The 12,456-nt window shown below is 56.9% G+C and carries 9 protein-coding genes; 4 read left to right on the top strand and 5 right to left on the bottom strand.

The features are described from left to right. The first annotated feature begins 51 nt into the window (after positions 1–51). Positions 52–267: a hypothetical protein gene (locus AR306_RS13130; RefSeq protein ID WP_133539735.1), complete on the top strand. Its 216-nt coding sequence runs from the start codon at positions 52–54 to the stop codon at positions 265–267. A 244-nt stretch (positions 268–511) separates the two neighbouring features. Here the strand turns inward: AR306_RS13130 and AR306_RS02935 are convergent, their stop codons facing one another. From AR306_RS02935 to AR306_RS02915, 5 genes are read right to left on the bottom strand one after another with little or no spacing between them, the layout of a single operon-like run. Continuing rightward, entirely contained in the window at positions 512–2,782 is a 2,271-nt protein-coding gene (locus tag AR306_RS02935; RefSeq protein ID WP_101496049.1) for a TonB-dependent siderophore receptor, read from the bottom strand. A gap of 39 nt (positions 2,783–2,821) precedes the next feature. Further along, complete coding sequence (locus AR306_RS02930; RefSeq protein ID WP_101496048.1) at positions 2,822–3,709, bottom strand: alpha/beta hydrolase; 888 nt, start codon at positions 3,707–3,709, stop codon at positions 2,822–2,824. Then, positions 3,706–7,611, bottom strand: coding sequence for a cobaltochelatase subunit CobN (gene cobN, locus AR306_RS02925; RefSeq protein ID WP_101496047.1), 3,906 nt, complete (start codon positions 7,609–7,611; stop codon positions 3,706–3,708). Before cobN ends, AR306_RS02930 begins: the two co-directional genes overlap by 4 nt. After that, complete coding sequence (locus tag AR306_RS02920; protein WP_101496046.1) at positions 7,608–7,940, bottom strand: DUF2149 domain-containing protein; 333 nt, start codon at positions 7,938–7,940, stop codon at positions 7,608–7,610. The genes cobN and AR306_RS02920 overlap by 4 nt, the downstream gene beginning before the upstream one ends. Before the next feature lie 2 nt (positions 7,941–7,942). Continuing rightward, positions 7,943–8,473, bottom strand: a complete 531-nt coding sequence (locus tag AR306_RS02915) for a MotA/TolQ/ExbB proton channel family protein (RefSeq protein ID WP_101496045.1) — start codon at positions 8,471–8,473, stop codon at positions 7,943–7,945. 166 nt (positions 8,474–8,639) lie between these two features. Here AR306_RS02915 and AR306_RS02910 point away from each other — a divergent pair, with 166 nt between their 5' ends. From AR306_RS02910 to AR306_RS02900, 3 genes are all read left to right on the top strand, one after another. Next, on the top strand, positions 8,640–10,811 hold the full coding sequence (locus tag AR306_RS02910; protein ID WP_101496044.1) for a TonB-dependent hemoglobin/transferrin/lactoferrin family receptor: 2,172 nt from the start codon (positions 8,640–8,642) through the stop codon (positions 10,809–10,811). Between the two features lie 124 nt (positions 10,812–10,935). Further along, entirely contained in the window at positions 10,936–11,451 is a 516-nt protein-coding gene (locus tag AR306_RS02905; RefSeq protein ID WP_166627888.1) for a sigma-70 family RNA polymerase sigma factor, read from the top strand. Then, positions 11,441–12,376 carry a FecR family protein gene (locus AR306_RS02900; protein ID WP_101496042.1) on the top strand — a complete coding sequence of 312 codons (936 nt, stop codon included), beginning with the start codon at positions 11,441–11,443 and terminating at the stop codon, positions 12,374–12,376. Before AR306_RS02905 ends, AR306_RS02900 begins: the two co-directional genes overlap by 11 nt. Positions 12,377–12,456 lie beyond the last annotated feature (80 nt).

The raw sequence follows: 12,456 nt of genomic DNA, 5'->3' as shown, positions 1-12,456 counted from the left end.
AGCGCCCCATAAAAAGATGACGCTTAGTTATTTCACGCGGGAGCCTTTAAAATGACTAACAACACCTATTATGTGCGAGAGATAGCAATTTACTTGTTTTCAGTTCTAACTTTAATTAGCACAGCCTTGGTATTTTACTTTGCGATAACTGGCGATACCGAACAAAGAAATACTGCCACCATATCGACCACCATCGGCGTATTTCTTGTTCTAGCTCTGAGGAAAGATCAAGAGCCTGATAAAAGCAACCAACAACCCAACACATAAATTATAAACAAATCATAACGCGAAAGAACCGGCATAAAAAACCGGCTTTATTTTAATATAAAGCCATCAATCTCACAGAGCTTGACAGTAGTCGATACCCTGGAGATTGACTTACAGTTTAAAGCGTATCTAGTGCATGAGGCGCTCTTGCTTGTCACTCCCGTTCCAGCAATAGTGGCAAACGCTCCATTAGACCGCGTTTGCCTGCCCTTACCCAAAACTGAGTTCAGCAGGCAGGGCCACATCAAAACGCATAGGTTGCCGATGCATAGAAGCTGCGGCCCGGCTCGTTGTAGGTGGCAGCACCCGCTCCGTAGATGTTGCGCGGATCGCCTACACCAACCGCGTTACCCTTGCGGTACAAACGCTTGTTGAACAGGTTGTCGATACCGCCGGTAAAGGACAGCTGATCATTGAGCACATAACGCCCCCCGACACCCACCAGGGCATAAGGTGACAACTGGCTTTGTTCCTCACCGGACATGCGTTTGCCCTGATAGTCGTACTTGTTGGGTGTCTGTTTGCCGTACCAGGTGACGTGGGTATACAGGCTCAAGGCATCGGTAGTCTGCCATTCCAACCGCGAGTTGAGCGTGAACTCCGGAATGATCGACAGCGACTCGCCGGTGGACTTGTTCTTGCTTTGCAGCATCCAGGTCAGGTTGTTTGACCAATACAGGCTGGGCGTCAACGCCAGATTGAAGGTGCCCTCAAGCCCTTCGATCACGGCACGCGGCACGTTGTCCCAGGTAAACACATCGGCATTGGCATAAGTGGTATTGGAGCCCCCAACCGCCTGGCCGACCGCTACGGTACCAGCTTCCACCTTGTTGCGATAACTGTTGTGAAACCAGGTCAGGCCTGCCACCAGGTTGTCGCCGGCATACTCAACGCCCAGCTCCTTGTTGACGCTGGTTTCCGCCTTCAGGTACTTGTTGCCTTGCAGGTAGCAGGCGCCGGCTGCACCCCAGCAACCGATGCCACGGCTATACAGCAGGTAATTCGGGTTGGTCTGGTACAGGTTGGGTGCCTTGTAGGCCCTGGCGATACCGGCCTTGACCGTCCAGTCAGGCGCAAACTCGTGTGACAGGTTGAGCGCAGGGCTCCAGTTGCCGCCAGTGACGCTGTGCTTGTCATAACGCAGGCCCGGGGTCAGCAGCGTTTTATCGTTCAGCTCGATATTATCCTCGATAAAAAACGACAGCATGTGGTCGCGGCTACGGCTATTGCGCTGCGCGGCCAGACCGGGCACTGCACCCGCCTCGGTGGTGGTCTGGGTCATCGAGTTGCCATCGTTGAGGGTGCTGTGCGTCCATTCACCACCCACTGTAAGCATCTGGTTCAGGCCCAGCAATTCGACCGGCATGTCGAACTCGGTATGCAGCTGGTACTGGTTCAATGTCGAGGTTGTCATGTTGTCATCGGAGAACAGCCCCTCGGTACCCCCAGCCAGCCCTTCGTCCAGGCGGCGGTTGCGGGTCTTTTCGTACTGCACATAGCTCAGCGAGCGGCCAAAGTCATACTCGCCGCGGTGGGTAAAGGCATAGTTTTCCCGGTACATGATGTTGGTTTCACGCCCGATATACTTGTCCACCCGCTCAGAGGTCGCCACCAGGTTGCCGCTCGAATTGGTGGTGAAGTTGTTGGTGTTTTGCGTGTCACCGGTATAGATGTTGCCCTGGCGGCTGAAGCTGGCATCCAGGTCAAACTGATGATCGGCCACCGGCTGGAACACCAGCCTGGCGGCCAGATCCCGGTTGCGTACGCCCTCGCGGCCGGCCGGATAGGTATTACGATAATCGGTGCCGTTGGTTGCCACACCACGGGTTGACTGGTGCCCGCGGTTGATGTCCCGGTCATCGGAGTCGGTTTTGGCAACGTTGCCGGTCAGGCGGAAACCCAGCTTGTCAGACAGAGGGCCGGACAGAATGAAATTGGTCCGCCGGCTGGCACCGTCCTTGGAGGACTGCGGCTGGCTCATGTACGCGGTCACCTGCCCGGATAGTTGGTCAGGCACGCCCTTGGTAATGATATTGACCACACCACCCGCAGCACCGCTGCCATAGCGTGCCGCTGCCGGGCCACGCAAAACCTCGATGCGCTCGACCGCTTCCATCGGCACCCAGTTGGTGTCGCCACGGCTGTCGCGCTCGCCACGCCAGCCATAACGTACCGACATCCTGCTGCTGGCCGGCCGACCGTCAATCAGGATCAGGGTGTTCTCCGGCCCCATGCCGCGAATGTCAATTTGCCGGTTATTGCCGCGCTGGCCGCTGGTGCTGTTGCCGGTCAGGTTGACGCCCGGCATGGTACGGATCACTTCGGACAAATCATTGCTGACCGGACGCTTGGCCAGATCTTCCTCAGTAATAATGGACACGCCCGGGGCCTGCTTCAGCTCTTCCTTGGCGGTGACCAGCATTTGGCCAAGGTCGTGCACATCGGATTCAGCTGCCTGTGTATGCATGGCAACAGCTACGGGCAGGGCGCTCAATAGCCAGATGGATTTATGCATAGGTATTACCTCTTCTGTGAGTATGGTGAATCTCCGCAATCAGCGGGAGTTGTCAGCAGCAATACCGGCCTGCTGTGCAACACGCAACGCTTCAGGCAACGATGCAGCAAGCAGGCTGCCGTGGCTGTGTGAAAAGTATTCATGATATTCAACCGTCAGGCCCGGCCGGGCTGACAGCCTGAGCGCCAGCTGGCGGGTCGCGTCTTCCGGCAGGGTATCGGTACTGCGCCTTGACTGGCTGCGTTGTATCACCACCATGGCTGTCGCATGCTCAAGACGCTGTGCAGCCAGCTTTTCATGTTCCAGAGCCAGCCCACCCTGCCACCACAGCGATGGATCAGCAGCCACATATCCTTGATAGCTATCTGGGTGGTTAAACAGCACATGCAATACAAACAGTCCGCCAAACGAGTGACCCCACAAGGTCTGACGAGCCAGGTCCAGCTGTACGCGAGATTGCACCAGCGGTTTGACCCTGTCTTCGATCAGCCGCCAGAAAGGCTCTGCCCCGCCGTACGCCCGGCCATCTGCGGGCGACTGCAGCGGTGTGAAGGTATAGTCGAAGCTACGTGCTGGCGAATCAAAATACAGGTCGGTGTCGTAGCCGATAGCAACCACCGCCGGCCAGTCACCGCCAGCCATGCCAGCCAGCACGGAATCATCGAGGGCAGCCAGAGCGGCATTGCCATCCAGCACATAAAGCACCGGATAACCTCGCTCCGGCATCGCTGCCTTCGGTCTGGCCAGAGTGATTCGGTAATGTCGCTGCCCGTCGGCAGAAGAGAGGGCATGTTGCTCAAACTGGTACAGCGACGAATCCTGTTTATCCCAGGAATGCTCGACTTTGCGAGTCAGGTCGGGAGCGGCCTGCACACTGCAGGACAGCCCCGCCATCAACACTAGCCACAGTGCTTTTATTTTTGTCATGCGCGACGCCCGGCCACAAAAGGGCTTGCCAGCCCGGCGGCAAACACCAGCATGATCAGGTACCACACGCGGTAATCCGCTTCATGCTCGCTGTGCTCGACCTGCTCCAGCTGCTGGCCGGTGACGGTCTGTGTCTGGGCAGCGGCAGCCGGCTCCGCAGCCGCGGCAGCAGCAGCCGGGGCAGCCAGCGGTGCCAGGCCAAAGCCGGTTGCCTGCTGGTTGACGTAGTCCTTGAATACCTCGTTGCTGCTGAACAAATCATGGCGGTTGGCCAGATCGGTATAGGCTTCGAGCATCTTCTTCAGAGCTTCCTCGTCGGCTCCCCAGTAGCCCTTGCGCACAGCTTCCAGCATGCGCTCCAGGATCTGCGCCAGCGCGTCAGCGTTGTGCTCCTCGAAGAAGGCCTGCATGTCCAGCTCGTATTTGTCTTCAACATAGACGTCAAAGAACTCCTGCCAGTGGTCATCACGGATGGCGTCCGGCGTCATCACTTCCCAGCCCCACATGTTGTTCATGCGGTCGAGAATGGTGGTGGCACCGGCGTAGCCGGCTTCCTGCATGGCCTCGATCCAGCGCGGGTGGAAGTAGCGGCTGCGAAATTCCTGGTTGATGAAGGTTTCCAGGCTCTGCACTTTCAGGTCATCGCTGCGGCGCAGGTTGGAGACGAACATCTCCGGCGTTTTGCCATCCAAGTGACGCACGGCCAGGCCGATACCGCCAAAGTACTGGAAAGGGTCGTCGTTGGTCATCATGGCGTAGAGGTTGGTGGAGCGGGAGAACACCACGCCATCGGTGCCGGACAGCATCTTGCTGTACAGTTTGGAGTCTTCCACCTGCTCGCTCCAGCGCTTCTGGTCCTTGCCGAAGGCAAAGCCCATGCGGCGCAGGTAGTTTTCCGCCATGTCGGCATCGCTGTCCCAGCTGCCGGAATCCAGCGTGGCACCGGCCAGACCGGTACCGTAATGGCCGCTCTGGTTAGAAAAGATGCGCACGGTAGACAGATAATCGGCATCCTCTTCGCTGCGGCCCTCATCCTTGAGCTGCTGCTTCATGGCCAGGTGGTTGCGGTGCAGGAAGTTGTTGTCTTCCTTCAGGCGTGCCACCTTGTCCACAGCGTCGGCCAGCAGCAGCAACACGTTGGGGAAGGCATCGCGGTACAGGCCGGTCGGGCTGACCACCACGTCAATGCGCGGACGCTTCAGCTCGCTGTAGGGAATGATCTCGGTGCCGGTGACCTGGCCCTGGCGGTTCCACACCGGCTTGACGCCCATGGCATGCATGATCTGTGCTTCCAGCGCACCCTGGTGACGCATGGTTTCCAGGGACCACAGCGAGAACGCCAGTTTTTCCGGATAGCGGCCATGCTTGGCCACGTAATCGGCAATGGTCTGGTCCATCAGCTGCACACCGGCTTCATAGGCTTCCGGTGACGGCACCTTGGCCGGGTTGAAGCCGATCAGGTTGCGGCCGGTAGGCGCAACTTGCGGGTTGCGGATCGGATCGCCGCCGTAGCTAACTGGCACATACTTGCCCTCCAGCGCTTCGACCAGGGTTTCCAGCTCGCGGATGCCGTGGAAGTTGTCCCAGTGTTCGCGGCCTTCTTCCAGGGCGGTTTTCAGCCCGTCCGGCAAACGCTTGAGTTCGCGGCCTTCAATGTAGGCCTGCAACAGCTGAAAACCGTCCAGTGCCTCCAGCTTGAGCACGCCATTACTGTCGGTGTTTTCCTCGATCGACAGCGCCAGCCCGTGCTGTTTCTCATAGGCAGCGGCAGGCTGGGCAAAGTCGTCACCCAGAATCTGCAAAATGGTGGTGTACAGGTGCGACTGCTTGGGCAGCTGGCCGAAGATGTGCACGCCCAGCGGCTGGCTCTGGCGGGCAATTTCTTCCAGATGGTCCTGCAGGCGATTGATTTCGGTATCGAAATTTTCCACCAGCTGCTCTTCACTGATCTGCATGTCCTGCAGCAGGTTGATGGTCTTGCTCAGCTTGATGATCTGGTCGCGGGTGTTACTGCGGGTCTGGCCGTCATCCAGCAGCATGTAGTTGCCGGTCAGCTCCATCAGTTTGGCCACGTCGGCATACAGCCCGGCCTTGGCAAAGCCCGGTGTCAAATGGCTGACCATGGTAGCACGACCACGGCGCTTGGCCTGCATGGCCTCGCCGACGTTGTCGATGATGTAGGGATAGAACACAGGCAGGTTGCCGATCACCAGATCCGGCGCGTCATACACCGACAGGCCGCGCTCCTTGCCACCCAGCCATTCCTGCGAACCGTGGGTACCCAGGTGAATGAGCGCATTGGCCTCGAAAATGTCTCGAACGTACAGGTAAGTGGCCAGATAACTGTGGTTAATCGCCTGGCTGGTATCGTGATACAGGGCGCTGTGTTCTTTGGCAGTATCGCCACGCAGGCCCTGCGGCAGCACGATCATGTTGCCCATGCTCAGACGCGGAATGACAAAATATTGCTGGCCATCACGCTCCACCAGTGCCTTGCTGTCCTGCGGCTTGTCCCAGCGCTCGTTGATCGGCGTGCGCACGTATTCCGGCAGTGCATTGAACCACGCCATATAGGTGCTCAGTGGCAGCAGGTCAGCCAGCTCCTTGTCGAGCAACGCCTCGATACCTTCGCCGCGATAGTAGGGACGCAGCAGTGCATTGGCCTCTTCAATCAGGGTGTCGGCCTCTTTCGGCTCGATGCCGTAACCTTCCTGCTTGAGGGTGGTGGCAATCTGCTCAATGGACGAAGGCACATCCAGGAAGGCCGCGCCTACGTTGCGCTCGCCCGGAGGGTAGTTCCAGATGAAGGTGGCGATTTTCTTGTCGGCATTGGCCTTCAGCGCCAGACTGGCATGATTCCAGGCCCGCTCCACCAGCGCATTGAGTTGCGGCTCCATCGCCTTGACTTCGCCCTTGTAGCTGGTAGCAATCACCACGGGATCAATCACACCGGCATCTTCCGGCATCACCAGGAAAAACGGCGTCATATTGGCGGAAATACCGGCATGATCCTTGATAAAGTCCTGTTCATCACCGTCAGCATAATTGAGCGCCTGAATCACCGGCACGCCCAGCGCCTCGAACTCGGCACGGCGCTTGTCCACATAGTGCATGGAACGGTAGTTGATCATCAGCCGCAGCGGGACTTGTTGCGCATTGGCAAACAGCGCCTTGAAGTCCTGCACCTGGTCATCTTCGTCATAATAGAAGCCGAACACGCTGGCACCCTTGGCAGTCAGTCGCTGGATCAGCGCATCCACCACGTCAGACTGTTCATAGTCCACCGCACCACGGTGCATGCCGATGGCAATCAGCGGCTGCTCGGCAACCGGTTGCAGCCAGTCAAAAAATGCCTTGTTGTCGTCCGTCAACAGCTCCGGGAATTCGGGGTGATAGAGGCCCATGGCCGGCACTTCGACCGGCGCGCCCGCCTGCACCTTGCTGACGCCAAGCACCTCGCTGGCCAGATAGGTCAGCATGTTCTGATAATTGATGCGTCCGGCATTGCGCGAGTAAGCCTCCAGGGTGTCCTGCTGTTCTGGCTGCAAGCCCTGGTTCAGCATGGCGTTACCCGGGTTGCCCAGCGCCACCACCGGAATGTCCGGAAACTGCTTGAGCAACGGCTGATGGCGCTCGAACATGGCGTTAGACAGCATGGGGTTGATGCCGTCCAGCAGCACCACGTCGGCCCCGGCCCAGTACCCGGCCAGCTCCTCATCGTTCATCTCGTCCATGCGAGTGACCACCTCAAACTCGAATGGCTGCTGCTCGGCCAGGCGCTCAAGCAGTTTGGTCTTGGCCATGATCTTGCTGCTGGCCAGCATCAGCACTTTCGGTTTTTCGGCAGCCTGCACAACACAGGCCATGCACAGCGCCAGCAGCAGGGTAAACAAACGGATCATGGTTGTTCTCCGGTAGAATCATCGCCTTCGGGTACATAGACAAAACTGCCGTCAGCCATGCGGTAGGCGATACCTGCCCGCATGCCCTCGCCGGAGCCGATCTCGCCGCTGGACTTGTATTGCTTGATTTCCTTGCCCTCTTTCACCCAGACCTCCATGTTGTCCTGTCCGGCATTTTTCACCACGGTCACGCTGTCCGACGAAAACACGTTCATCGGGTTTTGCGCGATGGCAATCAGTAGTGCAGCGATCACCACCAGAAATACGTCTACCAGGTTGACGGCGCTAATGATGGGGTTGAGTTCTTCGTCTTCATCAAGGAGTCGCATGCTTACTCACCCTGACGCAGCTTACGGATGTTGACCAGCTCGCTGGCCAGCCAGCGCTTTTTCACCGAGGCCGGCCAGAAGGTCAGCGAAGCGATGGCCAGGCCCCAGATCACGGCAGCAAAGGCAATGATCAGGTTTTCACTGATGCCCTGGATGTTGCCGTCAGCCAATGACTTGAGCGCCGGCCCCATCGGAATCATGGTAGCGATCAGGCCCAGCATGGGGGCGATGCGGGTAACCACGCGCAGATTTTCCAGCTGACGCAGGGCCTCGATTTCCAGCTCGTCTTCGCAGGCGCTTTTATTCTTCACAAAAAAGTTGTGCAGCGGATAGCCCAACACCCAGCGCGCCTCGCCTGCCTTCAAGCCCTGACGATAAGCGGCAGCATTCTTCTTGCGCACCGAGTACAGCGACGCAAACTGGCCCATGGCATACACCGCGTAAACAAATAGTGCCAAAATCAGCAGCAGAACAGGAAACATCAGCACCTGTGACACCTCGGCCATCAGGGTTTCGATCTGGAAAATATTCATGGAAAGCTCTTGGGGTTGAATGAGGGCGCAATCCTAGCAAGTCAGGCCGCTCGCTTCAATCATAATCTTAATGAGAATCTATCTCATTACCATTGACTAAATCAATCCAATACGCATACCATCTGCTTCCCTCCAACTCCCATAATCCATATTCAGGGACTGACAGATGTCTAAATTCAGCTACTCCATCCTGGCTCTAGCCATTGCCGCGCAAACCCAGCTTGCCCATGCAGCACCCTCCCAGGAAAAAACCCAAAGCGACATGGGTGTGACCGTGATCAGCGCCAAACGTGTCGAACAGAACCTTGAGGACGTGATCGGCAGCGTGTCCGTAATGACGGCGGAGGATCTGGAGAAGCAGGTGGTAACCGATATGAACCAGCTGTTCCGATATGACCCCAGCGTGCAGGTCACCGGCTCGGTCGGCGGCTCGCAAAACATCAGTATTCGCGGTATGGGCGGCAACCGTGTGCTGATGATCAAGGACGGCATGCGCATGAACGAAGGCTACGGCGCCAACGGCCTGAACGACATTGTCGGACGCGGTTTCATCGACACCGATACCCTGAAACAGGTGGAAGTGGCCAAGGGTGCCTCTTCATCCCTGTACGGCTCTGACGCCCTGTCCGGCATCGTGGTATTCACCACCAAGGATGCCAGCGACTACCTGAAAGACGGCGAAACCATTGGCGGCTCGGTCAAGGCCGGCTACAGCGACAACTCGGAGCAGGCCAGCCTGGGGGCCACCCTTGCACTGCGTACCGGGCCGGTCGATCACCTGCTCAGCGTGAGCGGCCGCAAAGGTGAAGAGCAGCAAAACTACAAAAAAGACAAAAAGCCCTTTGATATCGATTCACAAAGCGTGCTCTATAAAACCCGTCTGCACCTGAGCGATACCGACTCCATCGGTTTCAGCGCCGACCTGTGGGACCAGGAGGTGGAAGGCAGCCGTGCCGACGGCCTGCTGTCCTATTTCCGTGGACTGGGCCAGTATGGCTATCGTATTGCCAGCGAAGGCCAGACCCAGAACAAGAAAACCCGTTCATTCAAGCTCAACTATCTGTCTGACGCCGACCGCTTCTTCTATGACCATCTGAACGTCAGCCTGTACCTCAATACCAACCAGCAAAAAGAAAACGAGTTCGGTTTTCTGGATATCAACGCGCCAATGTTCGGTACCGTTGAACAACGAGACATGCAACAAAAAGCGCTGTACAAGCAGCGCACCAAGGGCTTTCTGTCCAGCGCCACCAAACGCCTGAACGACATGCACGAGCTGGGCTACGGGCTGGATATCGAGTCCACCCAGAGCCAGCGCAGCGTCAGTGAAAAGCGTGTGGTACTAGGCAACCCCGGCAGCCCCAACAACCGAGACACCCATACCAACAAGTTTCCGAAAAACGATATCAAGCGCTACGGCCTGTACATCAATGACACCATCAGCCTGCTGGATGGCCGCTGGCAGATCATTCCCGGCGCGCGCTTTGACCGTTATGAAATGGACCCAAACGGCGCTACCCAAACCGACGGCACTGCATTCAAATCCATCAAGAAAGACAATGTGTCTTTCAACCTGGGTACTCTGTATGAGCTAACGCCAGAGCTGAACGTCTACGCCCAGTACGGCCAGGGCTTCAAGGTGCCGGCCTACGATCTGGCCTACATCGAGCACGATCTGCAACCAACCACCAACTACCGCTATACCATCGTGCCCAACGGCGATCTATCACCGGAAAAAAGCCATACATACGAAATCGGACTGCGCGGCAATACCGGCAGACTGTCGTACAACACCGCGGTGTTCTACAACAAGTACAAGGACTTCCTGGAGACGGCACTGATCAGCTCAACCACCACCGGCAGCGTTGTGCACGACATTTTCCACTACCGCAACATTGATTCCGTGACCATCAAGGGCATCGAGGCCGGCCTCAAATACGACCTGACCCATGCCCTGTCCGTATATGGCAACGCTTCATGGCAAGATGGCAAGGACGACAACACCGGCGACTACATCAGCACCATCAGCCCGCTGTCAGGCATTGTTGGTCTGGGCTATCAGGACGGCAGCTGGAGCAGCGACCTGATCCTGAACTGGGCCAAGCGCATGAGCAAGGTCAACAGCGGTGAAGTCAAGACGCCTGGCCATGTCACCCTGGACTGGCAAGTCGGTTACAACTTCAAGGATACCGTCAAGGTCAACCTGGCTGCGTTCAACCTGCTGGACAAGAAGTACCTCAAGCATACCAGCGCCGCCGGACATGCCGAGTCGTCCAACCTGACTTCACTACAAGAAGCTGGCCGCACCTTCAACGCCAGCGTCAGCTATCTCTTTTAGAATAGCTCTCGTTGAGATAAGGGCAAACTCATTCGCGACTGGCCGTTTCAAAACTACCCGGATCGCGAATGAGTTCACACCGGCTACGATTTCTGTCAAAACCATAATAGTGGTAATGGATTCTATGATGCGCCTGATCCATATCAAATCGGTTTATCTGGAGCATTTCGAGTGGCTGGTACGCTGGCTTAATGGTCGGGTGCGCTGTACTGAAACGGCGCGCGACCTAAGTCAGGATACTTTTGTGCGGCTTCTCACCCTGGCGGACCCTGAACGCATCGACAGTCCGCGTGCCTGGCTAATGGTGGTTGCCAACCGTCTGATGATCAATAACTTTCACCGCAAACGGCTTGAGCACGACACGCTTGAGCAGGTTGCGTTGCTGGTCAATGAAGAAAGCCCTTCCGCTGAAGCTGCTGCGCAAAATCAGGAGTTGCTGGCGCTAGTTGTTGACACCTTGATCAGCGAACTGAGTGAACGTCACCGGCAGGTGCTTTTGATGTCACGCGTACAAGGCATGACATACAAGGAAATCAGCAACGCTCTCAACATCAGCACCCATAACGTCAAATACTATCTGGTCAGCAGCGTTGCCCGTCTGCACGAGCGCCTGTTTGAAGCAAAGAGCCATGAACACTGAGGGCATGCACCCTAATGCCGACGAAGACCCCGCGAGCATTCGACAGCAAGCTGTCAACTGGCTGATACGCCTAGATGAAACCCCGCACGATCTTGAGCTGAAAGCATCCCTGAACGACTGGCTGAATGCTGACCCCTTGCACCAGCAAACATTTCGACAAATCAAAATGATCTGGCTGGCAACCTGCCAAACCTCCCACGCTCCCCGCAGACGCCCACGCATCAGGCCAGTTTTGCTCATCGCCTGTCTTGCGCTGGCACTCCTGTTTCATCAGCTGCACGCCCCCGACTACCGCTCGGCTACAGGCGCTTTGCGTACGGTGATCTTGAATGATGGCTCAAAACTGATCCTGGGAGCTGACACCGCCATTGATGTTGACTTCAATACCACACGACGCACGGTCCGGCTCAGACAAGGCAGCCTGTATGTCGAGGTCGGCAAAAGCGACTACCCCAGGCCATTTGTCGTGGAAAGTCCGGCCGGACAAGCCGAGGCTCTTGGCACGGTTTTTTCGGCAATCTGGCAAACAGACCAGCTCCTGGTTAGCGTGCACGAGTCAACTGTGCAGCTGACACCCAGCCTACAGCGGGATGCAAGCCAGGTTCTACATGAAGGCGAAAACGCCATTATTTCCGCGCTTGATGTCACCCGCCTGCCAGATACCCCGCAAAGCCGGCAGCCAGGCTGGCTCGACCAGCAACTGGTTTTTACCGACGCCCCGCTCCGCCAGGTACTCGAACAGTTGCAACGCCATGACTCCGGCTGGCACTGGCTACAACTGCCAGAGCGCCACCTGCTACGCACATTCACTGGTGTGCTGGATGCAAGCAACCTTGAGCAAGCCTATACCACCCTGGCATCAAGCATGGATCTTGAGATTGACCGCTCCATCCCGTTGCTCACACGCATCTCCAAAAAAGAATAAGTCTCATTTACCCACTTTCTCTCCTGAATGGTCTTTATCTATAAGCACGTTTGTATAGGACGTGCTTGCTCCCCTGAACA

It is taken from the genome of Thiopseudomonas denitrificans, assembly GCF_002866065.1.
GTDB classification, from domain to species: domain Bacteria; phylum Pseudomonadota; class Gammaproteobacteria; order Pseudomonadales; family Pseudomonadaceae; genus Thiopseudomonas; species Thiopseudomonas denitrificans.
The sequence above is the reverse complement of the archived record's forward strand: the minus strand, read 5'-3'. Positions and strand labels throughout refer to the sequence as shown.